Source organism: Ruegeria sp. BG8 (assembly GCF_056538325.1).
Genome location: NZ_JBQFSZ010000009.1, coordinates 90914 through 114538 on the forward strand (window position 1 = coordinate 90914; position 23625 = coordinate 114538).

26 protein-coding genes and 1 tRNA gene are annotated in these 23625 nt (G+C 56.4%); 13 read left to right on the forward strand and 14 right to left on the reverse strand.

Annotation, left to right across the window (positions count from 1 at the left end; genetic code table 11):
• Positions 1 to 11: 11 nt before the first annotated feature.
• The gene (locus ACR0DG_RS16705) at positions 12 to 449 is read right to left on the reverse strand and encodes a universal stress protein (protein ID WP_480698699.1); all 438 of its coding nucleotides are present in this window, start codon (positions 447 to 449) and stop codon (positions 12 to 14) included.
• A 223-nt stretch (positions 450 to 672) separates the two neighbouring features.
• Positions 673 to 2118 carry a pyruvate kinase gene (gene pyk / locus ACR0DG_RS16710; RefSeq protein WP_480698701.1) on the reverse strand — a complete coding sequence of 482 codons (1446 nt, stop codon included), beginning with the start codon at positions 2116 to 2118 and terminating at the stop codon, positions 673 to 675.
• Between the two features lie 117 nt (positions 2119 to 2235).
• Between pyk and ACR0DG_RS16715 the strand changes: the two genes are divergently transcribed.
• The 3 genes from ACR0DG_RS16715 (at position 2236) to ACR0DG_RS16725 (ending at position 3660) form a co-directional block, all read left to right on the forward strand.
• Positions 2236 to 2973: an N-formylglutamate amidohydrolase gene (locus tag ACR0DG_RS16715; RefSeq protein WP_480698703.1), complete on the forward strand. Its 738-nt coding sequence runs from the start codon at positions 2236 to 2238 to the stop codon at positions 2971 to 2973.
• Between the two features lie 59 nt (positions 2974 to 3032).
• Positions 3033 to 3272: a DUF6868 family protein gene (locus ACR0DG_RS16720; RefSeq protein ID WP_480698705.1), complete on the forward strand. Its 240-nt coding sequence runs from the start codon at positions 3033 to 3035 to the stop codon at positions 3270 to 3272.
• A 73-nt stretch (positions 3273 to 3345) separates the two neighbouring features.
• Entirely contained in the window at positions 3346 to 3660 is a 315-nt protein-coding gene (locus ACR0DG_RS16725; RefSeq protein ID WP_480698707.1) for a DUF1244 domain-containing protein, read from the forward strand.
• Between the two features lie 42 nt (positions 3661 to 3702).
• On the opposite strand, the gene ACR0DG_RS16730 is transcribed toward ACR0DG_RS16725, so the two are convergent.
• Genes ACR0DG_RS16730 through dgcN form a run of 3 tightly spaced genes read right to left on the reverse strand, consistent with a single transcriptional unit; the run spans position 3703 to position 6595 of the window.
• Entirely contained in the window at positions 3703 to 4563 is an 861-nt protein-coding gene (locus ACR0DG_RS16730; RefSeq protein ID WP_480698709.1) for a D-amino-acid transaminase, read from the reverse strand.
• Between the two features lie 10 nt (positions 4564 to 4573).
• Positions 4574 to 5539 carry an N-acetyl-D-Glu racemase DgcA gene (gene dgcA / locus ACR0DG_RS16735; RefSeq protein WP_480698711.1) on the reverse strand — a complete coding sequence of 322 codons (966 nt, stop codon included), beginning with the start codon at positions 5537 to 5539 and terminating at the stop codon, positions 4574 to 4576.
• Positions 5540 to 5593: 54 nt separating this feature from the next.
• The gene (gene dgcN, locus ACR0DG_RS16740) at positions 5594 to 6595 is read right to left on the reverse strand and encodes an N-acetyltransferase DgcN (RefSeq protein WP_480698713.1); all 1002 of its coding nucleotides are present in this window, start codon (positions 6593 to 6595) and stop codon (positions 5594 to 5596) included.
• A 295-nt stretch (positions 6596 to 6890) separates the two neighbouring features.
• On the opposite strand from dgcN, the gene ACR0DG_RS16745 reads away from it, so the two are divergent.
• On the forward strand, positions 6891 to 7853 hold the full coding sequence (locus ACR0DG_RS16745) for an L-malyl-CoA/beta-methylmalyl-CoA lyase (protein ID WP_480698715.1): 963 nt from the start codon (positions 6891 to 6893) through the stop codon (positions 7851 to 7853).
• A 29-nt stretch (positions 7854 to 7882) separates the two neighbouring features.
• Here the strand turns inward: ACR0DG_RS16745 and ACR0DG_RS16750 are convergent, their stop codons facing one another.
• Together ACR0DG_RS16750 and ACR0DG_RS16755 are read right to left on the reverse strand one after the other, a co-directional pair.
• Complete coding sequence (locus ACR0DG_RS16750) at positions 7883 to 8470, reverse strand: PA14 domain-containing protein (protein WP_480698717.1); 588 nt, start codon at positions 8468 to 8470, stop codon at positions 7883 to 7885.
• Between the two features lie 366 nt (positions 8471 to 8836).
• Positions 8837 to 9670, reverse strand: a complete 834-nt coding sequence (locus ACR0DG_RS16755; protein WP_480698719.1) for an AraC family transcriptional regulator — start codon at positions 9668 to 9670, stop codon at positions 8837 to 8839.
• Positions 9671 to 9792: 122 nt separating this feature from the next.
• Here ACR0DG_RS16755 and ACR0DG_RS16760 point away from each other — a divergent pair, with 122 nt between their 5' ends.
• Positions 9793 to 10755 (forward strand): acetyl-CoA carboxylase carboxyltransferase subunit alpha, encoded by a 963-nt coding sequence (locus tag ACR0DG_RS16760; protein ID WP_480698721.1) that lies wholly within the window; start codon positions 9793 to 9795, stop codon positions 10753 to 10755.
• A gap of 3 nt (positions 10756 to 10758) precedes the next feature.
• Here ACR0DG_RS16760 and ACR0DG_RS16765 read toward each other — a convergent pair whose 3' ends face one another.
• The 3 genes from ACR0DG_RS16765 to ACR0DG_RS16775 all read right to left on the reverse strand — a co-directional run bounded on the left by ACR0DG_RS16765 (position 10759) and on the right by ACR0DG_RS16775 (position 13371).
• Entirely contained in the window at positions 10759 to 11886 is a 1128-nt protein-coding gene (locus ACR0DG_RS16765) for a lytic murein transglycosylase (protein WP_480698723.1), read from the reverse strand.
• Between the two features lie 111 nt (positions 11887 to 11997).
• A complete protein-coding gene (locus ACR0DG_RS16770) occupies positions 11998 to 12645 on the reverse strand; it encodes a GntR family transcriptional regulator (RefSeq protein ID WP_480698725.1) in 648 nt (215 codons plus the stop codon).
• 30 nt (positions 12646 to 12675) lie between these two features.
• On the reverse strand, positions 12676 to 13371 hold the full coding sequence (locus tag ACR0DG_RS16775; protein WP_480698727.1) for a M48 family metallopeptidase: 696 nt from the start codon (positions 13369 to 13371) through the stop codon (positions 12676 to 12678).
• 100 nt (positions 13372 to 13471) lie between these two features.
• On the opposite strand from ACR0DG_RS16775, the gene ACR0DG_RS16780 reads away from it, so the two are divergent.
• A complete protein-coding gene (locus tag ACR0DG_RS16780) occupies positions 13472 to 13798 on the forward strand; it encodes a TIGR02300 family protein (protein ID WP_480698729.1) in 327 nt (108 codons plus the stop codon).
• Between the two features lie 140 nt (positions 13799 to 13938).
• Positions 13939 to 14014 (forward strand) — tRNA-Ala (locus tag ACR0DG_RS16785).
• Between the two features lie 546 nt (positions 14015 to 14560).
• Here the strand turns inward: ACR0DG_RS16785 and ACR0DG_RS16790 are convergent.
• Both ACR0DG_RS16790 and ACR0DG_RS16795 read right to left on the reverse strand, forming a co-directional pair.
• Positions 14561 to 14779, reverse strand: coding sequence for a hypothetical protein (locus ACR0DG_RS16790; RefSeq protein ID WP_480698731.1), 219 nt, complete (start codon positions 14777 to 14779; stop codon positions 14561 to 14563).
• An 85-nt stretch (positions 14780 to 14864) separates the two neighbouring features.
• A complete protein-coding gene (locus tag ACR0DG_RS16795; protein ID WP_480698733.1) occupies positions 14865 to 15359 on the reverse strand; it encodes a nuclear transport factor 2 family protein in 495 nt (164 codons plus the stop codon).
• Positions 15360 to 15477: 118 nt separating this feature from the next.
• Between ACR0DG_RS16795 and ACR0DG_RS16800 the strand changes: the two genes are divergently transcribed.
• From ACR0DG_RS16800 to ACR0DG_RS16820, 5 genes are all read left to right on the forward strand, one after another.
• Positions 15478 to 16374: a LysR family transcriptional regulator gene (locus tag ACR0DG_RS16800; RefSeq protein ID WP_480698735.1), complete on the forward strand. Its 897-nt coding sequence runs from the start codon at positions 15478 to 15480 to the stop codon at positions 16372 to 16374.
• A 51-nt stretch (positions 16375 to 16425) separates the two neighbouring features.
• Positions 16426 to 17313, forward strand: a complete 888-nt coding sequence (locus ACR0DG_RS16805; RefSeq protein ID WP_480698737.1) for a helix-turn-helix domain-containing protein — start codon at positions 16426 to 16428, stop codon at positions 17311 to 17313.
• Between the two features lie 113 nt (positions 17314 to 17426).
• Positions 17427 to 18380 carry an alpha/beta hydrolase gene (locus ACR0DG_RS16810; RefSeq protein WP_480698739.1) on the forward strand — a complete coding sequence of 318 codons (954 nt, stop codon included), beginning with the start codon at positions 17427 to 17429 and terminating at the stop codon, positions 18378 to 18380.
• Between the two features lie 65 nt (positions 18381 to 18445).
• Positions 18446 to 18955, forward strand: a complete 510-nt coding sequence (locus ACR0DG_RS16815; RefSeq protein ID WP_480698741.1) for a nuclear transport factor 2 family protein — start codon at positions 18446 to 18448, stop codon at positions 18953 to 18955.
• Between the two features lie 10 nt (positions 18956 to 18965).
• Positions 18966 to 19682, forward strand: coding sequence for an SDR family NAD(P)-dependent oxidoreductase (locus ACR0DG_RS16820; RefSeq protein WP_480698743.1), 717 nt, complete (start codon positions 18966 to 18968; stop codon positions 19680 to 19682).
• A gap of 508 nt (positions 19683 to 20190) precedes the next feature.
• Here the strand turns inward: ACR0DG_RS16820 and ACR0DG_RS16825 are convergent.
• The gene (locus ACR0DG_RS16825) at positions 20191 to 21333 is read right to left on the reverse strand and encodes a serine hydrolase domain-containing protein (protein ID WP_480698745.1); all 1143 of its coding nucleotides are present in this window, start codon (positions 21331 to 21333) and stop codon (positions 20191 to 20193) included.
• Between the two features lie 378 nt (positions 21334 to 21711).
• Between ACR0DG_RS16825 and ACR0DG_RS16830 the strand changes: the two genes are divergently transcribed.
• Positions 21712 to 21900 (forward strand): hypothetical protein, encoded by a 189-nt coding sequence (locus ACR0DG_RS16830; RefSeq protein ID WP_480707228.1) that lies wholly within the window; start codon positions 21712 to 21714, stop codon positions 21898 to 21900.
• A gap of 41 nt (positions 21901 to 21941) precedes the next feature.
• Here the strand turns inward: ACR0DG_RS16830 and ACR0DG_RS16835 are convergent, their stop codons facing one another.
• Positions 21942 to 23579, reverse strand: a complete 1638-nt coding sequence (locus tag ACR0DG_RS16835) for a winged helix-turn-helix domain-containing protein (protein ID WP_480707229.1) — start codon at positions 23577 to 23579, stop codon at positions 21942 to 21944.
• Positions 23580 to 23625: the final 46 nt, after the last annotated feature.

The following is a 23625-nucleotide window of genomic DNA, read 5'->3' on the forward strand; positions in this document are numbered from 1 at the left end:
TGTCCCTCCCCTCAGTTCACGACCGTGACCGGAACATCGGCATGCATCACAAGGTTCTGCGTCGAGCTGCCAAACAACCGTTTCTTGAACCCGTCAGCCGAAGCGCGGCCGACGATGATCTGTGTGCCACCATTCTCAAGCGTAATCGCATTGAGCGTTTCGGCCACATCGCCGTGGCGCACGATGCCATGAGCTTTGAAACCGGCGCTTGTCAACGCGTCGACTGTTGGCGTCACGATCCGCGACGTGGCCAGCGTGACTTCTTCTTCGCGTCGCTTGTGGCGCAAAGCGTTTTCCTCAGGTGTCTGGAAAGTGAAAGGGGACCATTCAATGACGTAAACCACCAGCAATTCACAAGAGTCGATACGCCCGGCCAAATCCTTGGCAAAGGCAATCGCACGTTCTCCGGTTTCTGTCCCGTCCAGCCCAATGACAATCTTTGTTGTCATGACGTTCCTCCAATATTGTTGATTATGCCGGGGCCCGTGCCCCCGGGTCGGGCAGCCGGAGTCTGGAACTGATTTAAAGGGCCGCCCACGTGCATCAGTATCCAAGAAAAACACCGAAAAATAGAGGGGAAACTGAAACATTCAGCCCCTAACCACCTTAGCATTTGTTTTTATTGTTTATTTTTTGCCTAATTTTAAGGCAAAACCGTGCGCAGACCGCAAATCAACCTGGATCGGTGTTATAGATCAGCCGTTCATCACATGGAGCAATCCGCAGAATATTAGTGGTTCCCGGCACGTTAAAAGGAACGCCTGCGGTAACCACGATCTGATCAGTTTCGGCGGCAAAACCGCCTGCGCGCGCAGCGCGGGCGGCGTTCACCACCGCGCCTTTGAAACGTTCAAGCTCGGGCGTCATGACGCAATGGCAGCCCCATGTCAGGCACAGGCGGCGCGCAGTACCTGTGGCAGGCGTCATTGCAATGATCGGAACACCGGGACGTTCACGCGCTGTCAAAAGGGCTGTTGTTCCACTTTGGGTGAAACAGCAAATCGCTTTGATATCCGTTTTCTCGGCGATCTCGCGTGCAGCAGCAACGATACCGTCGGCAATCGTGGTGCCCTTTGCAGTCCTCGAGGACGCGATAATCTGAGTGTAGGTCGGGTCTGCTTCGACCTCGATTGCAACTTTGTTCATCGTTTGCACGGCTTCGATCGGGTACGAACCGGCAGCAGACTCCGCGCTGAGCATGATCGCATCAGTGCCTTCATAGATTGCCGTTGCCACGTCAGACACTTCGGCCCGTGTCGGCATCGGGCTTTCAATCATGCTTTCTAGCATCTGGGTTGCCACGATCACAGGTTTGGCGGCACCCCGGCACTTGCGCACCAAACGTTTTTGGATCGGCGGCACAGCAGACACTGGCAGTTCTACACCCAAATCGCCGCGCGCGACCATGATCCCATCGGATGCGTCGAGGATGTCATCAAACGCCTCAACCGCTGCGGGTTTTTCAATCTTGGACAGGATCGAGGCACGGCCATCAGCCAACGCACGCGCCTCAAAGACATCTTTAGCGCGCTGCACAAAGCTGAGCGCCAGCCAGTCGACACCCAACTGACACACAAATTCCAGATCGTCACGGTCCTTGGCGGACAACGCCGCCAGCGGCAAGACGACATCCGGTACGTTCACACCCTTGCGGTTCGAGATCGTGCCGCCAACCTCAACCGTGCAATTTGCGTAATCCTGCCCGCAGTCCTGAACGATCAAACGAATTTTCCCATCGTTGACCAACAGGCGTGCGCCGGGTTCCAGAGCTGCGAAAATCTCGGGGTGGGGCAGGCAAACTCGGTCGCTGTTGCCTTCAGCGGGATCCAAATCCAGCCGGAAGGAGGCACCTTCCACTAACTCTTCTGCTTCGTTTGCGAATACACCCACACGCAGCTTTGGACCCTGCAGGTCGGCCAGAATTGCAATCGGGCTGTCCAGATCTTTTTCAACCTGACGGATCATACGGTGACGTTCGCGAATCTCGTCATGGCTGCCATGGCTCATATTCAGGCGGAAAACATCTGCACCTGCCTCGTGCAGAGCGCGAATTGTATCATAGTCATTGGACGCCGGCCCCAGCGTTGCCACGATTTTTACACTTCTCAGGCGTCGCATTGGTCTAGCTCTCCTCAAACGCGTCATGTTACCGCAAACAAGTCTTGCGCTGCTTATTGCGCAATTCCCTTTTCGAAGCAACTGCCCTACACCTGCGACAAACTAGATGACAGGCTCATGACGTATTCTCCGTTTTTTATCCATGGCGCGGATCGACCATCGCGCTGGCTGATCACATGTGACCATGCGACCAACACCGTACCGCCCAGCATCAACGGTGGCGATCTTGGTTTGGCGCGAGAGGATATGGAACGCCACATCGCCTATGATGTTGGTGCATACGAAGTATCCAAGTACTTGGGCGAAATCCTGAATGCCCCGGTTATCGCGGCCAATTTCTCGCGGCTGGTGATAGACCCCAATCGGGGTGAGGACGACCCGACCCTATTGATGAAGCTTTATGACGGCTCGATCATCCCCGGTAATCGTCACGCAGATGCCGCAGAACGCGAACGGCGGCTGGACATGTGCTACCGGCCCTACCACAACGCGCTGGCGGAACTGGCCGCCCTGCCCCATGCGGTAATTGTGTCGATGCATTCGTTTACCCGCCAACTGCGTGGACGCGCGCCGCGGCCCTGGCATATCGGCGTTCTGCATACGCCGGACGAGCGGTTTGCGCGCCCCCTGGTCAACCGGCTGAAATCGGAAGGCGATCTGTGTGTTGGCGTAAACGAACCTTACACCGGTGTCCTGCCCGGTGATGCGATCGACAAGCATTGCACCACGTTTGGCCGTCCAAATGCGTTGATCGAGTTGCGCAACGATCTGATTGCAGATCACACAGGTCAAAGGGCGTGGGCCGAACGGCTGGCGATTGTATTGCAGGATGCGCTCGCTGACAGCGACCTTTGATCACACGCTATTGTGAGGCCGTACCCTGAACCCCATGTTTGCGGGGAAAGGAGGCGACCATGACTCAGGAAACTCTGATGGCCGTCTTTGGTTGGATGGCCGTGATCAACGTTGCCGTTTTGCTGTTCACAACAGCAATGATTGTTTTGGCGCAGGATCGGATTGCAGACATACATGGCAGGATGTTCCAGATGGACGCGCCCGAGGTGAAGGGCGCGTATTTTCGATATCTGGCCAACTACAAGATCCTTACACTTGTGTTCTGCGTCGTGCCTTGGCTGGCGTTGAAGCTGGCCTGACAAGACGTTTGTTGAAACATTGCCGTCGGACCGCTAGGTCAAAGGCAAAGAGATCGTTATCCGGAGCCAGACCATGGACAATCAAACCGAAATCGAACTTCAGGCCGCCGCGTTCCGCCGGTTGCAAAAGCACCTGATGGAAGACCGCACCGATGTTCAGAACATCGACATGATGAATCTGGCCGGGTTCTGCCGCAACTGCCTGTCGCGTTGGTATCAAGAGGCAGCCAATGAAAAAGGTATCGAGATGGGCAAGGACGAAGCCCGTCAGAAGTTCTACGGCATGACCATGGACGAGTGGAAAGCGAACTACCAGACCGACGCAAGCCCTGAAAAGCAGGCAGAGTTCAAGGTCGCTTTCGAAGAGAACGTCACGAAAAAGGGTTAACCCCTTATCGGACAAAGGCCCGCCAAGCGGCGGGCCTTTGGTTCAGACCGCTGCTTTGCGGCTTTCATCCAAATAGATTTCGCGCAAACGCGTGGCGATCGGACCGGGCGTCCCGTCGCCCAGCGCAACACCGTCAATTTCCACCACGGGCATGACAAAAGCGCTGGCAGATGTGGTGAACGCCTCGTCTGCATCTTTTGCTTCATCAATGGTGAACAAACGTTCTTCGACTTCCATCTGCGCCTCGGCCGCCATGCGCAATACGGCCTTGCGCGTGATCCCATGCAGAATGTCGTTGGACAGCGGGCGGGTCACGATCTTTCCGTTTTTGACGAAATAGGCGTTGTTGCTGGTACCTTCGGTGACATAGCCGTCTTCGATCATCCAGGCATCATCGCAACCCGCAGCCTTAGCCATCATCTTGCCCATGGACGGGTAAAGCAGTTGTACCGTCTTGATATCGCGTCGACCCCAGCGGATATCGTCGATCGAGATGATCTTGGCACCCTTTTTGGCGGCAGGGCTGTCCGCCAAGCCCGGTTTGTTCTGAGTAAACAAAACCAGCGTCGGTTTGGTGTCGGCAGAAGGAAAAACAAAGTCACGGTCGCCGTCGCTGCCGCGTGAGACCTGCAGATAAACCAGCCCTTCTTCGATCCCATTCAGTTCGACCAGTTTGCGGTGGATTTCCAGCAGCTCTTCCTTGGTGCAGGGCTCTGCCATCTGCAGCTCGTCAAGCGATCGTTTCAGTCGCACCGCATGACCTTCAAAGTCGATGAGCTTACCGTCCAGCACGCTTGTGACCTCATAAACGGCATCCGCCATCAGAAAACCGCGGTCAAAGATCGAGATTTTGGCCTCTGTTTCAGGCAGGTACTCTCCGTTCACGTAAACAGTGCGGGTCATGTTGTTCTCCTCAGCCCCAAAGCGCAGCCACAGGCGGATGCACCCCGGCGTCATCAAAAGTCAGCGGGTTGTCGCGGTCTTCGGCCAACAGAAGCGGGCCGTCAAGGTCTGTTACCATCGCACCCTGCGCCAACAAGGTCGCAGGCGCCATGGCGAGGGAACTGCCAACCATACATCCAACCATGATGTCATAGCCTTCGGCGATGGCCGCTTTGCGCAGTTCAAGCGCTTCGGTCAGGCCACCGGTTTTGTCCAGCTTGATATTGATGACATCATACTTGCCCTTCAACTTTGGCAGGCTGGAACGGTCATGACAGGATTCGTCCGCACATACCGGAACTGGCCGATCCATCCCGATCAACGCCTCGTCATCCCCGGCTGGCAGAGGTTGTTCCACCAGCGCCACGCCCAACCGCACCAGATGCGGGGCAAGGTCGGCGTAAACATCGGCAGACCAGCCCTCATTCGCGTCGACGATGATCTTGGCCTTTGGTGCGCCGGCGCGGACCGCTTCCAGTCTGGGCATATCATCGGGTGTACCCAGCTTGATTTTCAGTAACGGGCGATGCGCGTTCTGCGCGGCCTGTGCCTGCATCGCCTCGGGCGTGTCCAACGAAAGGGTGTAGGCAGTGATTTCGGAGCCCGGCACGGGCAACCCCGCCAAGTCCCACGCACGTCGACCTGCACGCTTGGCCTCCAGATCCCACAGCGCGCAGTCCACTGCGTTACGTGCAGCGCCAGCCGGTAACAGATCGATCAACTGCGTGCAGTCGAAGGTATCGGGCAAGCCGTTGATTTCGGCTTCGACCGATTCCAGAGTTTCGTTGTACCGGGCATAGGGGACGCATTCCCCCCAACCTTGATGCTGACCGTCAGAGATACGGACAGTCAGCACCTTGGCCTCGGTTCTGGACCCGCGCGAGATCGTAAAGACCTGCGCCAACCGAAATACATCACGAGCGACGTTGATCTGCACGCGTTCACCCCTTGTTTCAAACGGATCGAAGTTAAGAGACCCGGATCGCTTAGATCACAGAGCCGCCAAAGCATCCACCAGTTTGCCAGCGCCGAAGCGATAAGGATCTGTCGCAGGCAACCCCATCTCGGCCTCGACCTTTGCGATGTATTCTTTCGCTTCGTCTTCACCCAGATTCTGTGTGTTGATCGAAATGCCAACAACCTGGCAAGCCGGGTTTGCGATCCGCGCTAACGGCAAGGCAGTGTCCCGAAGCTCTTGCAAGGTGGGCAGAGAATACTCGGGCAAGCCACGCATATGGGTCCGCGTCGGTTCGTGGCACAAAATCAGCGCGTCAGGCTGTCCGCCATGGATCAGAGCCATCGTCACGCCAGAGTACGACACATGGAACAAAGAGCCCTGCCCCTCGATATGGTCCCAGTGGTCTTCGTCATTGTCAGGTGTAAGGTATTCAACCGAGCCTGCCATAAAGTCTGCGATCACAGCGTCCAGCGGAACGCCACCACCGGTGATCAGAATGCCCGTCTGCCCGGTAGCCCGGAAAGTCGATTTCATCCCACGCTCACGCATTTCGGCATCCATCGACATCGCAGTGTACATCTTGCCCGCAGAACAATCTGTGCCAACGGCCAGGCACCGCTTGCCTGTGCGCTTCTTACCATTCGCGATCGGATAGCCCACGGTCGGAACACGTACGTCATGCAGCGTACAGCCGTGAGTCTGTGCCGCGGCAACCAGATCACCTTCGTCGCGCAAGAGATTGTGCAAACCAGAAGCAAGGTCAAAGCCCATCTCCAGCGCCTCGATCAAAACCGCTTTCCACGCCTCGCTGATAACGCCGCCGCGGTTTGCAACACCGATGACCAGTGTCTTTGCGCCCGCTTCCTTCGCCTCGGCAAGGGTCAGGTCTTTCATCCCCAGATCGGCCTTGCAACCATCCATCCGGAATTGACCAACGGCGTTTTCCGGACGCCAGTCCCGGATACCAATGGCAACTTTTGCTGCGAGCTGGTCGGGCGCATCGCCCAAAAACAACAGATACGGTGTCTCGATCATTGCGGTGCACTCCTTTGATTCCGCCGCAGGCTATGGGACGTGCCGAACGAGTGTTTCTCGTTTTCGACCGGCAGCACTCAATTGGTCGGGAAAATTTTGCGCCTACGGGTCATTTCGCGCGAAAATCTGTCGAATTCTTAAAGTGATTAAACTTTAACCATCGAAACAACCACTGAATTCGGGGAATGCTGCGATTGCAATGCTGCACTCGCACAAAGCCCCTTGCGGAGGTGCGCGCAATTTAATACCCACAAGGGCGACAAAAACGTAATTTCCTTTCTCGCACGAGGTCCCGATGAGCTTTCGCATTCAACCCACCGCCCCTGCGCGCCCCAACCGTTGCCAATTGTTCGGGCCGGGATCGAATACAAAGCTATTCCCCAAAATGGCGGCATCTGCAGCGGATGTAATCAATCTGGATCTCGAAGACTCGGTCGCGCCCACCGACAAAGACGCCGCGCGTGCAAACGTCATCGAGGCGCTAAATTCTGTGGACTGGGGCAACAAGTATATGTCCGTGCGCATCAACGGGCTGGACACGCCTTATTGGTACCGCGACGTCGTCGATCTGCTGGAACAGGCTGGCGACCGCTTGGACCAGATTATGATCCCCAAAGTTGGTTGTGCCGCTGATGTTTATGCGGTCGATGCGCTGGTAACCGCGATCGAGCGCGCCAAAGGCCGCACCAAACCGATCAGCTTTGAAGTCATCATTGAATCGGCCGCAGGCATCGCCCATGTCGAAGAAATCGCAGCGTCATCCCCACGTATGCAAGCCATGAGCTTGGGTGCTGCGGACTTTGCGGCGTCGATGGGAATGCAAACCACGGGCATCGGCGGCACCCAGGAAAACTATTACATGCTGCGCGAGGGCGAAAAGCACTGGTCCGACCCCTGGCATTGGGCACAAGCCGCTATCGTCGCTGCTTGCCGGACCCATGGTGTGCTGCCGGTAGACGGGCCCTTTGGCGATTTCTCGGATGATGACGGTTTCATTGCACAGGCCAAACGCTCGGCCACTTTGGGAATGGTCGGCAAATGGGCGATCCACCCCAAGCAAATCGCTTTGGCCAATGAGGTCTTCACCCCATCAGACGAGGCCGTTTCAGAAGCGCGCGAAATTCTGGCCGCGATGGAACAAGCCAAAGCAAACGGTGAAGGGGCAACCGTCTATAAGGGCCGTCTGGTCGATATTGCGTCCATCAAACAGGCCGAGGTGATCGTCGCGCAGGCCGAATTGATCGCGGCGGGCAACTAATAGTTAAAGGGCGCGGCAAAGCGCCCGTTTTATTTTCGACCGAAAACGTCGTTCGGCACCCATGTCAGCTTCTCGCCTGCCTTACCCCACTTCATCATGAGGCACGCGGTGCTGTATTTCTGAAAATAGACCATCTTGAGTTCATACCAGCCCGCCTTCGGAACCTCGACTTCGACCAACTGGTTGGGATCACACGGCTGACGACCCAAAGTGTCTCCTACGAGTTGACCGCCAATAAAAGCTTCCACGCCATCATTTGACCACGTCTCAAGTTCATAGATGCCTGGGGAGTCAAACCGGATGTAACCCGAGATATCCGCAGCAACATTATAGTGTTCCGGGTGCGTTAAAACTGGATCCCCTTTACGCGTGTCCCGATAGTCCAACCCCCTCAGCGGTTCGCCGGGTTCGGCTTTTTTCTTCAAAAGCAGCTTGGCGGATGTAACGTTTTGGATAGCCGCGGGCGGCGAACCTCCCCAAACGTAGTTCACGTTCAAACCGGCCTTTAGATTAGACGGCTGAGGATTGGCTGGCGTCAGCTTGAGGGGCTCCGCGATCGCAACTCCAGCTGCCAACAACAGAGCAGATGCAAGCACTGTCGAAACAACGAATTTCATGGTCTTCTCCCTGAGTGTGGTCCCGATTGGGGTTTTTCCCCATTTTGGTTAGGACTATGGCCGAACACTACGGTGTGACTTGTGACCCTGCAAGTGAGGCCTTCTTCACAATTCGGCTGACACGCGTGTTTGGCGCGCGATCAAACCGCAAAATACGACGCGCTTATCGAGCTCCAGAAATCTGAACGTTCTCGTCGCTGAGTACCAAAACCTGTGAAACTCGGTTTATCTATCATCCATCAGCGTCAGGGCCGCTCCCGAACAACAGTTGGCGTGGGCTTTTGCAGCCCTGCGCCGGTTTTTTCGATCAGGTTATCGCGGCACTGTTCTCTGCTTTGCTACGCAAAGACCCCTGCTGCAGATTATCTACTTCAAGGGCAGGCAGATTTCGGTCAAAAGATCTTCGGGCGCGGTGTCGCGCGGATCGTTCAGATAGATCTCGTAACATGGCTGATCGGCGGGTTCTTCGCCTGAACCCGGCAGCCAGTTGCCAAACAGGCTGTGATAGGCCGCGTGGATTCCGGAATACGGGCCCTTGTAGGTCAGAACTGCCGTTTTACCGCCGGAGATTTGCATATCCTCCATCCCATCCGGCGTTGCCTCACCAGAGAATTCGGCACCGGCGTAGCTGCGCAGTTGGTCTTCGGGCACTTCGTCAGGGCTATCAAGATAAACGCCGATCACCGGACCAAGTTTGGGCCAAAGCTGGCGAGCTTCGCACAACGCGCCGAAGGCTTCAAAGCTTTTGCCGATCTCGGAATAATTGCCGGTGTGTTTCAAGCCGACAATACGCCGGCTGGGCTCGGTGCGGGTTTCAATTGGGTGCATGGGATAGTCTCCTGTTTTGAAAAGTGGATTTGCGGGCAAAAACTGACCGGCCTTTCGAAAAGCGGCCGGGCTGGCGCCGTAGGCGTCGGTAAAAGCCCGCGCAAAGGAGTTGAGGTTCGGATAACCGACATCACGCGCAATCTGCGCGATCGCCATGTCGGACTGCACCAGACGGCTGGCCGCACGGTGCAATCTGATCCGGCGCACGGCCTGCGCGCAGGTCTCGCCCGTAATGGCCCGAAATACACGATGCCAGTGAAACCGCGACATGGCAGCGACATCCGCCAAAGCATCCAATGACAGATCTCCGGCAGGGTTGTCGTGGATATAGGCCAAAACGCGCAGAATGCGTGCCTCATAGCTGTTTGCCATCCGATCCGATCCTCTTTCCTTGCCGTCTCAACTGAACATATTGCGCATCCACAAATCTTGCTGAGTTGCATCCCAAGCGGCGTCAGGTCATATAGCAGGGAACTTCCGCGTTGAGAGGCGTCATGACCCAGTATCTGGATTTCGAAAAACCCCTGGCCGAGATCGAAGGCAAAGCCGAGGAATTGCGTGCACTGGCGCGTGCCAACGAAGAAATGGACGTAGCCGAAGAGGCCGCAGCATTGGACGCCAAGGCCGCCAAACTGCTGGAAGAGCTTTATGAAGACCTGACCCCGTGGCGCAAGTGCCAGGTGGCCCGGCATCCGGAACGCCCCCATTGCAAAGATTATGTCGAGGCGCTGTTCACCGAGTTCACGCCATTGGCCGGTGACCGGAATTTCGCTGATGATCTGGCTGTAATTGGTGGTCTGGCGCGGTTTAACGATCAACCCGTTATGGTGATCGGCCATGAAAAAGGCTCGGACACTAAGTCCCGCATCGAACGTAATTTTGGCATGGCCCGCCCCGAAGGCTATCGCAAAGCCGTACGACTGATGGAGATGGCCGGCCGCTTTGGCCTGCCCGTCATCACATTAATCGACACGGCCGGTGCCTATCCCGGCAAAGGTGCTGAGGAACGCGGCCAGTCCGAAGCCATCGCCCGGTCAACGGAAATGTGCCTGAAAATCGGCGTGCCTTTGGTGTCTGTCATCATTGGTGAAGGTGGCTCTGGCGGTGCGGTGGCGTTCGCGACGGCCAACCGTGTCGCAATGCTGGAACACTCCGTCTATTCTGTGATCTCCCCGGAAGGGTGTGCTTCGATCCTGTGGAAAGACGCCGAGAAAATGCGTGAAGCTGCCGAAGCGCTACGCCTGACGGCACAGGACCTGTACAAGCTGGGCGTCTGCGATCGCATCATAACAGAGCCCAAAGGCGGTGCACATCGGGATCGGACCGCGACGGTAGAATCCGTTCGCGCCGCGATTGCCGCAATGCTGCAAGAGCTTGAAGGCAAGGACGCTGCCGCACTGATCCGGCACCGGCGTCAGAAATTCCTGGACATCGGCTCGAAAGGGTTGGCCGCCTAAGCGTCACCTCCCAAGTCTACGCAGCAGGGATACAGAGGGTTCTCCGGTCACTGGCAAGCCATTGGCGCTTTGATACCCGCTGATGGCAGATTTGGTGTTGTTACCGATCACCCCATCTGCCCCTTGCGTGTCATACCCAGCCGAGGTCAGCCGACGTTGTAGCTCTTTGCGATCTTCCAGCGTCAAACCTGTTGCATCCGGCCCAAACGACGTCTGAAACGGTGCACCACCCGCAATACGGTCGGAAAGATGCCCAACCCCGATCGCATAGCTGTCCGAGTTGTTGTAGCGTTTGATCACCTGAAAATTGCGAAAAACCGCGATACGCGGCCCCGGCACCTGCGGCTGCAATACGGCAACCGGGGTACCCGACACCGTTCCAACCTCGCCTCCCCACGGCTGCCCACGCACCCAGCCCGAGCGCGACAGGTATGCAGCCGTCGACGCCAACGCATCGGTGGGATCCTCTGACCAAATGTCACGACGCCCGTCACCGGTGAAGTCCACCGCAAAGGCCTGATACGATGTCGGGATGAATTGCGTATGCCCCATCGCACCAGCCCAACTGCCGGTCATGTTCGCAGGCGAGGTGTCGCCGTTCTGCAAAATCTCAAGCGCTGCAACCAACTGACTTTCAAAAAACTGACCGCGCCGCCCGTCATAGGCCAGTGTCGACAAGGCCGACACCACAGGAATATCGCCACGACGGGCGCCATAACGACTTTCCAGCCCCCAAACCGCCACGACCACTTCTTTGTCGACACCGTATTTCGCTTCGATTTGCGAAAGGGTTCCAGCATGGCGCGTCATCATCTGCTGTCCCGTCGCAATGCGCTCATCCGATGCAGCAATGGCCAAGTAGTCCTCAAGTGAGCGTTTGAATTCCACCTGGTTGCGATCGCGCTCAATAACGCCGGGCAGATAGCCTGCGCCTTGAAACGCCTGATTGATCGTGGTCTGAGAAATACCCTGCCCTGCCGCACGGTTTTTAAAGCTGGCAACCCAGGCATCCCAGCCTGCGTTCGGAACAGCGCGCATCCGGGACACAGGGGCCGTAGATTGCGTCCCCCCTGAACAGGCGGCCAACAGCGAAGATCCGAGGCCGACTGAGAATACTCGACGATTTATCATGACTGAAATCTGCTCTTGTTGTGATTTGGTTCAGCGTAGCCCAGACCGGGCCCTCAAACCAGAACAGCTGCACAGAATTCAGATATTCAAGGCGCATCGGCAATGGGTCGCCTAGCTGACCAGCATCCTTAACCCTTGCGTGACGTCGGATCGCACAGCCAGCCGCAATCCGGGCTCATCCCCGGCTTTCAGCGCTGCTATGATCAGCTTGTGGTAATGGGGCGGCTCGGTACGGCGCAATCGACCGTAAAGCGCACGCATGGTCGGCCCCAACTGCAACCAGACGGTCTCTGCAATCGCCAGCATCGCCGGGGCCTGCGCCCGCAGATACAACGTTCGGTGAAATTCGAGGTTCGTTCGGATATAGCCGACAGCGTCCCGCTTGGTGACCATTTCGGCCACAGTCATATTGATGCTTTGCAAACGGTCGATCAGCGCGATATGGGCCCGCGGCAACGCTCGGCTGGCAAGTTCGACCTCAAGCAGGGCGCGCAGTGCGGCCAGTTCTTCGATCCGATCGTTTGTAAGCTCGGGGGTCGAGACACGGCCTGAGGATGACAAGAACAAAGCGCCTTCTGCTGCAAGCCGCCGAACGGCTTCGCGTGCAGGAGTCATAGACACTCCAAATTCTTTACCAATCCCGCGAAGGGTCAGCGCCTGTCCTGGCGCAATATCACCATGCATGATCCTGGAACGAAGGGCGCGATAAACCCGATCATGAGTCGCAGTCTGAGAGTCCGATGGCCGCGCGGTAATCATTTCCCTATGTGATCACAAATTGGCCCAGCGTCAACTCACGCTCGTGTCAAATCTGTATTGATGTAGCTGCGCCCCGTTGTCGCGCAGCCAACGGCGTTGCGCTTTGTAGTCACCGAAGATGCGTTCGACCTGCACCCAAAAAGCTTGAGAGTGGTTCATTTCAACCAGATGCGCCACCTCATGGGCTGCGACGTAGTGCAGGATGTCAGGCGGTGCCAGGATCAGACGCCATGAAAACATCAAACCACCTGCCGAACTGCACGACCCCCATCGCGAACGGGTATCGCGCATCGTCAGGCTCGCGTATTCGCGCCCCAACATCGCGGCGTAGTCATCGCACGCGCCGGTCAGCCGATCACGGGCCAATTCTTTCAGGAACCGGGCAAGGCGCTTAGCCTCAGACCCTTCTGGCACGGCAATTTCATTATCCTTCAACAACACACGCCGCCCTTCGGCCGGAACGAGTCGTCGTGCACGACCTTCGACGGGAATAGACTGGCCGAATTGAACCGTCGCCGGGTCGGGGCGATCCTGCAGATGCTGACGAATCCAATCTTCTTTGAGCCGCGCAAAACTCAGGGCTTCGGTCTCGGGCACACCGACCGGATAAGTCAGGGTAACGCGCCCGTCCAACTGGGAAATCCGCAGGCTGATCCGTCGCGCACGCGCCGATTTGCGCAGGGTCAACGACACCGGAGGCCTTCCGGGTAGTGCGTAATCTCCCATTGTCCTGTTTCTCCTGCTCAAAGGCTTTGACAGTCCCCGCCGCATGTGGCACGTGACCTGAATCGTTGACACGACTCACCTGATATCAAGGGGATTTGACATGCCCAAGGAAGAATGGGGCGTAAAGCGCGTTTGTCCGACAACAGGCAAACGGTTTTATGACCTGAACAAGGACCCGATCGTAAGCCCCTACACCGGCGAGATCGTGGAGCTGGACACCGGCAAAAGCCGCATGATCGCCGCAGACGCAGAAGACGCAGCGTCGGCAAAAGCACGCGAAAACGCATCCGAGGACGATCTGGTTCTGGATGATGATGACAACGTCGATGTGGATCTGGACGACGATCTGCTGGACGATGATGATGACAGCGATGACAATGTCTCGCTGGACGACATCACCGACATGTCGTCCGAAGACGAGAACTGATCGCGGTCTGAGGCGGCGCTTCGCCGCCTCGCGCCAATCCCGGATTTGGGTCAGAAAGTTTTTGGCGGATTCCATTTTTGGACTTGCACTCACCGCCACTGTCTCATAAACGTCCGCCCACTGCTGCGGCAGAACATGTTGGGGCCTTAGCTCAGTTGGGAGAGCGCTTGCATGGCATGCAAGAGGTCAGGGGTTCGACTCCCCTAGGCTCCACCAAAACCTAACAATACAACTTGATAGCAAGCATTAGAGTAATGTGACGCAAACTGAGGCTGCATGCATGTCTCTTATTGCTCAAACATAACCTACATTGCTTTCGCTGGCCACTAGGCGTCTACTCTTTCACCGCTAGTCCGCATAAAAAACCATGCAATAATTGGATGGATGCTGGTGGGTAAGTTGGTCCTAAAAAGGTGCTACAGATCCACCGTGTCATTTCGGGAAGAGGAAAGTTGCCCATAATGCGGCGCCCCAGTTTTCTGGCCCGTTCTCCGAGGGTGAGACCCAGTTTCGTAAACCTGCAGAAGAACTCACACGCTGGCTCCCGATCCAGGCAACCTTTTTAACTTGGGCATTGATTGGGACGACCATTTTTCAGCTACCCAATCATACGTGCTCTCGGTGTTGAGAACGAACGTCTACGCTCTATGGGTCGTCTAATTAAAAAAGGTTTGAAGAATGTGTCGCTTTGCTGTTCGTCAGCGCCGAATACGCCCCAAGTGTGGCTAGTAAGAACTCCGATGGTCCAGGGTTTCGGTTGCTTTAACGCCAATACAGCAATCCCCGCCCCCATTCATTCCGTCCGATTCCATCGCTGGATGATGCTGGTATCAGCAGGTTTGGACCAATACCCCAAGCTACGACATTTGCAGTCAGTTGCTTGGGCAACAAAAAGAGACTGGCTTGAATTCCGCCCAATCCGCTGTTCGAGCGTCCCGACGTCAGAGCGTCAAAGCTACTGTAGGGGAGAAGCGAAGCCATAGTTCAGCACCTAATCCAAGAATGCTCTTATGATCAGAGGTGCTGATTTTGGGGTAGTCGATCCCTTGAACCACCTGTCTGTGGTTTACTTGGCTAGTCGCTCAGGGACCGGAGCCAGCGAGTATTGGGACCAGAAAAACGTGTTTGCCGCATCCTGATCAGCGGACAAGTTGGTTGCCTCAACGATCTTGCCATTCTCGATCCGGTAGACGAGGGCCCATGTCGTATCGACATTCGGCTTGCCATCGGCGTTCGACCAGCCACGGTGGATATCAACCACATTGGTCTCATCCGCGCCGAAATAGATGGGTTCCGCCTGAAACCCGGCGGTGCCTAGCTGTTCGAAAAACGCCAGCACCTCGTCCCGACCGGTCTTGGTTCCGGACAGGGGGTGGCGGCCCGGGATGTGCCATTTGACGTTTTCGTCCATCACGGCTGCGATACCGTCCAGATCACTGGTGCCATAGGCGGCGAAGAAATCCTGAACGACCTTGATATTGTCTTCTGGGGATGCGGCCATGGCGGTCTCTCCTGTGATCAGAGCAGCGGTGAGGGCAGAAACTTTGGTCAGAGTGTTCATCTTGTGTCCTCCTGAATACGGTGACACTAAGATAATAATCCCGGCATAGCGTGATAATTCACCCTGCTGGCACTTCTTTCATGTATAGGATCGAATAATTAATCAGTTCGGGGAGACGATGCGCCTGCCACTCGCCACGCTTGAAATCTTTACCGCCATCGCGCGCCACGGATCGCTTCGTGCTGCGGCCGAGGCTCTGGGTATTAAGCCGTCAACCGTCAGCCATCAATTGAAAGCGTTGGAAGACCAATTGGGCACCGCGCTGTTCATTCGGACAACACGCTCGATCAGCCTGACCGAGGCCGGACGCGCCCTGATCCGCGGCGCGGGGCCTGCCTTTGATCAACTCTCCGAGGCGGTCGAAAGCGCGCGCAGCACCGGTCACGCCGCTCGGGGTACGTTGAAACTGGCGATGCCGGAGTTTGCCTATCACCTTTATGTGGGTCCGATCCTCAAGAGCTTTTGCGCCGCGTATCCCGAGATCGAGTTGGAACTGTCGCTGACGGATGCCCTTTCAGACATACTCGGCGAGGAGTTGCATGCTGGATTCCGTCTGGGGGATCGTGTTGCGCAGGATATGGTGGCAGTGCGGTTGACGCAGCCGCTGCCGGTGACTGTTGTCGCCAGCCCGGATTATCTGTCGGAACGGGGTATGCCGGAAACGCCGCGCGATCTGCTGGGGCATACCTGTATCCGCTACAGGTTCCAGTCCTCGGGCCAGATTGCCCCGTGGAGTTTTCAATCGGCTGAGGAGGAATATGCCGTCGATGTGCAGGGCAATCTGATCGCGAACGCCCTTCCTGCAACCGTCGATCTGGCGAAAAGAGGGTTAGGGTTGGCCTATACCTTCAGGGTTTACGTCGCCCCACTGATTGATACCGGAGTGTTGACGCCAGTTCTTGAGGATCACCTGGCCCCCACCCCCGGTATTTTCATGTATTTCCCACGCGAGTATAAATCCATGATGCCCCTGAGGCTGTTCATAGACCACATAAAGCACCAGCAACGTGATTGAGCCTGCCCGCGCAGACCCCACATATCAAGCATTGCCAGCCGGAGCCGCCCCTTGCCCCTTAGATACGCTGATATCTATCCGTCAGAACCGTTGCTGAACAGTGACGAGATGCAGCGCCCTTCGGCGGCGGGGTTGATGTCAGTGCGGTATTTTCGGGCCGACCCTGATCGGATGCCGGAAGAGGTGTTTTCGGAACACCACGTCCTTCTGAACCTACAGGAAAAGGGACATCGCGTGCAAAACTGGCGGGACGGCACGCTGCGGGATTTCACCTTTTGCAAGGATGAGGTCATCGTGACCCCGGCAGGCATGCGGTCGGGTTGGCGGTGGTACGGGCAGTCCGATGTGATCGTGATCACTCTTAACCCGGACAAGGTCCAGCGCTTTGCTCAGACGGAACTCGGTATGCTGCTCGCACCGGAGCAGTTTCACGACCAGCCGCAGTTTTCCGATCCTGACCTATGTGCCGCAGGTGTCATTCTGCGCGATGCGCTGGCAACGGACGACATGTCCTCAGCCGTGATGTTCGAAGCCATGAGCCGGGTGTTTCTTGTCAAACTGCTGCAGAAATACGGCAAACGCCGCGCGGAAGAGGTCGAGCTGTCGGCGCGCTTTACCTCTCAGCATTATCAACGGGTGCTGACCTATGTGCAGGACCGTTTGGATCAGACGATCACCGTCGATCAACTGGCCCATGAGGCGGGCATGAGCCCCTCGCATTTCGCGCGGGTGTTCAAGGAAACGCTGGGCTCGACCCCTATGCAATATGTCATGGCCTACCGGGTCGAACAGGCGATGAAAATGATCGAGGATCCTGCGCGCCCTCTGGGCGATATAGCCTTGGCCTGTGGCTTCTCAGATCAGGCGCATTTCACGCGCAGTTTCAAACAGGTGGTAGGGCAGACCCCGCGCGCGTTCCGTGCGGCGAATGCCGTCTGAAGCAGGATTTTTCAAAAACGCAGCAGTCCGGTGCAAGTATCCCTGCCGCCGACCGCGTATCTCAGATGTCATCGGGCATGTGCCCATCCAGACAGATTTTGGGAGATACCGCTATGAACACCCTCGCCCTGAACACCGCTGCCGCATTGATGGCGTCAACCGCTGCCGTTGCGCAGGTTGAAACCCGCACCGTTACCTTCGAGAATGAAGGTGCCACTCTGTCGGGAACGCTGTACCTGCCGGAAGAGCGCGGGACCGAGCCACTGCCCACAGTCGTCGTGACCGGGGCCTGGACCTCGGTTCAGGAACAGATGCCCGCGAACTATGCGCGCGAGATGGCCGAGCGCGGCTTTGCTGCCTTCACCTTTGACTTCCGCGGCTGGGGCAAATCGGGCGATTTGCCGAACAACGTGCGTTTCGTTGAAAGCCCTCAGGCCAAGACATCGGACATCAAAGCGGCCATTGCGTTCGTCGCCACGCTGCCCGAAGTAGACGCAGATCACATCAACGGGTTGGGGATCTGCGCCTCGGCCGGGTACATGGTCGATGCGGTCTCCGGCAATCCTCTGATTCAACGGTTGGGTCTGGTTGCACCATGGTTGCAGAATAAAGAAATCGTTGAGGCTGTCTATGGCGGTGCAGAAGGTGTCGCCGGGCTGATCGAGGTTTCCCACGCCGCCGAGGCCGCAGGCGGTCAGATCATCCCTGCCGCAGGCCCCGAGGGGGCCGAGGGCGTGCTGATGCCGATCGGCGGCTACTACTATGAGGCCGACCGTGGCGCGATCCCAGAATATGACGACAAGTGGAACAATGCAGGCTGGGAAGGTTGGCTGACCTATCACCCCGCCGACAATCCGCAGCGTTTGGACAAGCCGCTGGCCATTGTGCACTCGGAAAGCGCGGCAATTCCTCAGGGCGTTCAAACCTTCCTTGCCGGTTTTGCAGGTGATGCCACAGCGCAATGGCTGGAGGATGTCACGCAGTTCGATTTCTACGACAATCCCGCGGATGTCACCCGCGCAGCCGACACGGTCGCTGACCACTTCCGCGCCGCTTCCAGCAACTAAGACCTGTCTGGACGCCGAGCAATCGTTCGGCGTCCACCCATATCTATTCTATTCGGAGCATCCTCATGCGCAAAAAACTCACATCGACCCTTGCTGCCGTTTCCATGATCGGAACCGCAGCTTTTGCTGAACAACAGGCCGATATCTTGACCACAATCACCGACATCGCGGCCGGCGCTGACCGCTACGACTGGACCCGCGTGCGCGGCGCGTTTGCCGACACAGTCACGACGGATTACACCAGCCTTTGGGGCGGCGATTCGGTCACGCAACCCGCTGATGAGCTTGTGGCGGGGTGGTCCGCCTTTCTTCCCGGTTTCGACGCGACGCACCACATGGTAGCCAATCACACCGTAACCTCTCTGTCCGACACATTCGCCACGGCACAGGCTGATTTCACAGCAACCCATCGTCTTGATGACGGCCTATGGGTGCTGGGTGGCCGCTATGACTATGAGCTTGAGAAATCAGACGACCGCTGGGTTGTCACATCGATGACCATGACGGCACTCTGGGAATCCGGTGACCGTGGGCTTGTGGCTCTTGCCGGCCAACGCGCGGCCCAGGCGAATTGACGGAGGGACCATGACCAGTCAGCGCATCGCACTCGTGACCGGCGCCAATCGCGGTATTGGTGAAGAAGTGTCCCGCCAATTGACCCGGGACCATGGGATGAAGGTTTTGGTCGGTGCGCGCGATTTGGCAAAAGGGAGAGCTGCTGCGGATGAAATCGGATATGGGGCCGAAGCCTTGCAACTGGATGTGTCTAGCCCGGACTCTGTTGCCGCAGCATTCTTTTTGACGATTGAATCGGCCTATGGTCGCCTTGATGTTTTGGTGAACAACGCGGGTGTGGATTATGACGCCGACCAACAGGTTCACCTTGCTGATCTGGACCGGGTACGACGAGCGTTTGATACGAACCTTTTCGGTCCTTGGGAGACCACGATTGCGGCGGTGCCATTGTTAGAACGAGGCACGGACGCCCGGGTCGTCAACGTGTCCTCTGGTGCGGGGTCGCTGACCAGCATGTCCGCTGGCACACCCGGCTATGGCGTTTCCAAAGCGGCCTTGAACGCGCTGACCCTCAAGACCGCCGCCGCGCTGAAACCTCAGGGCATTCTCGTCAACGCCGTGTGTCCCGGCTGGGTAGCCACAGATATGGGCGGCGACCTTACCGAATGGCGGCCCGACCGGAGGGTTCTTTCGCGATGGCGTTGCCATAGATTGGTAGGTTCAGCCGAGCCTCATGAAATCAATCAGTGCCTGACCCGATCTGGTAGCACGCGGCAGCTGGGTTAGAAAGCGAACATATCCGGTATCTTAGGTGCTTCGTTCGTCACCTGCAACTAAAGTAATTCACCGCACACCATATCCAAAAGCGTCATGGCAATGCCCAAGTTTCCACGGGCGGTCCACGCATTGACGTCAAGGTCGGTTAAACTGTGCGCGGTGTACTTCGGGTGCAGCGTTTCCCGTTCTCAAATACCCGCGGCTGAACTGCTATCAATACGGGTAAAGCAAGAGAGTCGTGTCCTGGATATCGGGCGGTGGATTTGGCGATCTCAACCTCAAGTGTTGCGCACTACGTGTTCACCGATCTGTTCACAACCCTAACCGGACATTACCCTCTCGAACCAACGCTGCGCCCATCAGAGCCCTCCTTCACCCAAAGCAACGGGGGCAACTTTTGGAAAGACCGCGTAGAAACAAGCGACCACGGCGAATGTCACTTTGCCAAAGAATAGATAGTTTAGCGGTGCAAAGCTGAATTGGGCGTAGGTCGCGAATATCCGCGCCCAATGGTCAGTCAGTTCGCGTAGACAGCCGTTTCGAACGCTTCATATGTCCGCATATAAGGCTCTTCGACGAAAGGCAGCGACTGCGTAAAAATTACGCCAGCAACGTCTGACGCGCGGTCGACCCAATAATGTGTGTTGCACACACCCGCCCAGCTTTGCGTACCCGCCTTGCGGCGTCCAGGTACATCTGCTTCCGAACGGACGGCTGCAAAACTGTGGGTTGTTCCTCCGGGCAATACGACATCCGCCGTCACAGGCGGTGCAATGGTTACCATGCGCTCAAAAAGCTTTCCTTCCATCTGGTCTTCGAACATTTCGGCGAACGCGGCTTCGGACAAGAGACGATTGCCGTCCAGCTCACCACTGTTCAGGAGCATGCGCAGGAACTTCATATAGTCCGGTGCCGTGGAATACAGGCAGTGCCCCATACCATAAACTTCGGGATTTGGTGGCGGAGCCAATTCGAACGGAACAAACTTACCATCCTCGCCGCGCGCTTGAACGCCGGCCAGACGGTCAGTCAGCGCATCGGGTTCAAAAGCTGTATTGTTCATGCCAAGGGGGCCAAAGATTTCCTCGTGGCAGAACTGGTCTATGCGACGCCCATCCACAGCCTCAACGACCTGGCCCAGCCAGTCAGTGCTGGGTCCATAGCCCCACCGCTCACCCGGATCGAACATCAAGGGATAGAACAGAGATTCCTTTGTTCCGGATAAGATGCTGGGGTGGCCGGTTGCTTCGAGGTACTTTGCTGTTTCAGGGCACCAGAATTCGTATTCCAGCCCACTGCGGTGCGTTGCGAGGTGCCGTATCGTTGCTGTTGTCCTCGGCGCGCGCATAATTGGCTTATCCCCGTCCCAGCCATCCAACACTTGCAGTTTGTTCCAATCGGGAAGGATATCGGCCACAGGTGTGTCCATAGACATCTTACCCCGATCAATCATGATCATCGCAGCCAATGATCCAACAGCCTTGGTTGCAGAGAAAATCCTGAACACCGTGTTCTCACCTGCGGCACGACCTTCAGCAGCCTGTCCTGCACTTCCTGAGTAAGTGACGCCGTCGGCACTAGCGCTCATCGCGACGACAAATGGCACGTCCTGCGCTGCCACGGCATCATTCAAAACCTGATCTATGGCTTCTGATGGCATTTTTCCCTCCCATGAATTGGTGACGAAGGATAGCAATTCATGCTGCACCAGCCAACTTTGTTGACAAACCATTCAGTGCGAATTTTCGCGTATCAACTGTCGTGCGCGGCCGAAGTTACGGCACGAAAGGTTATTTTCGGTATGAGGTGGCAGATCACCACGACCTTTGAAAAAGCCTGCTTCACAAGCCCTTGGCAATAAATCTTTGTTTTTGTCACTCTTGCAGTCGCACGGTGAAAACTAGGCTTCGATGCGCAAACTGACGTGAAACACGCCGGACCCGCCCCGATCACGGACAGAAAACTACAACGCGTAAAAGGTGTTCTGCCACCAACATATGGTCGAAATAGGAAGAAATATCGGACCGAACGATAGGTCATGGAACAGCCGAATTTACCAGTGCTTCGCACTTCGCCTACCATTTTCGGCAATGGCTCAACCTATATGCCACTCTCAATTTCACTTAGCGTGCAAATCCTCACCCGGCAGGGTGTGCAAAGCCTCGGCGATAGCAAAACCGAAAGCAACATCAGCAAGCCTAATCAAAGCGCTGGAGAAGTCACCTAGAGCGGATGTCTGAACTTCGAAACTTTAGTTCCAACCGCGCCCTATTCCGGCAAACCCGCTGCGCGCAAGTCGTTAAGCACACGTTCCAGATCCGAGGCGACAACATACTTGCCTTCATAGTTGTGAAGTACGTCCTGCAGAGAGTATTCAGGGTCGAAGTCCATCAACTGCTCTACCGCTTTGCGCGCCTCAGCCTGATCGCCGCGACACATCTGGATGATTGCAAGCACGCGATAGGCCATCGGAGGGATCTCGGACATGCCGTTCATGGTTTCCAAAGCATCGTCACAATTCCGCGTGTGCCATTGCACCCATGCAAGGTTCCATTTGATCCAGTCCTGATGAAGCGGGTCCAGACGAACAACGCGCAGCATCAGGTCTTCGGCCTCGTCCGCCTGCCCGCTATATGTCAGGGCTTCGGCCAGCGCGGCCATTGCGCTCGTATCGTTTGGGTTGAGCTCCAATGCTTTTCGAAAGCGAGCCACTGATTTTTCAAGCTCGCCCTCCTGGATATGCATGTATGCCATCGCCGTATGCGCATCATAGTACTCGGGACCGACCTGAACGGCCTTGCGTGCATAGCTGCGTGCGGCATCCAACTCGACAATTGGGTCTTCATCTGTCCATCCCCAACGGTATCTGTTGATGTGAACGAATGTCAGCCCGACATATCCGTAAGGTTGCGTCGGATCGGCTTCAACTGCCGCCAGGTTGGCAAGCCGGGCCTTTTCATTGCCCTCGGGGGTGAAGGAAAAGAGGTGCTGACGCGCTTTCCAATTCAAAAGCAGTGCAGTCAGCTTAGCCTCGTCCGACTTGATCGCTTTCTGGCCTTCTATAGTGATGACGCGTTGCGCCACGGTCGCGACGGTTCTCTGTACGATTTCATCCTGCATCGCAAAGACATCACCTAAGTCACTGTTGTATACATTTGACCAAAGGCTTTGACCTTGAACGGCATCAATCAATTGGACGGTCACGCGCAGCTGATCACCGCTCTTTTGCTGGCTACCTTCCAAGAGGTAACGGACACCAAGAGCACGGGAGATTCGGCTGACGTCAGTGGTACTTTCGCGAAAACTGAAGCTTGAGTTTCGCGCGATAACAAAGAGTTCGGAATACCGGGATAAATCCACAATGATGCCCTCAGCGATAGCGTCACTGAGGTATTCGGCATCTGCGCCGACGCTGAGGTCTTCGAATGCCAGAACTGCAATTGACGGCTTGTTGGGCAAAGGCGGCTTGTCCGAAGAGGTAAACCTTTCCTTCCCCACCCCCCAGAATGCACCTAAGCCCAACATGAAAACTATGATCAGGCTGAATGCAGCCAATTTCATGCGGTTGGCACCCCCGCCAGTCCCGGATGTAGCCATTGCTGCGGACGTCCCTGTAGAAAGAGGCGTCGGAACCAATCGATAGCCTTTCTTGGAAAGCGTTTGAATCATCTTGTGATCAGTATCATTCAATGCCCTGCGAATATCCGCGATACATTGAGAAAGGCTGTCATCGGTGACGGCTGCCTTGGCCCATACGTTTTCAATTAATTCGGCCTTTGAAACGGTCTCGCCTACCCGATCAACGAGATATGAAAGAACTTCGGAACTCTGGCGCCGCAGATGCACCGGGTTCCCGGACCCATCGCGCAACTCATCCGCCTCAACAGAAAAAACGAAGTCGCCCAAGGGAACATCACTGAAAGATTTCAGATTTTTTTCAGCTTTTTCTCCG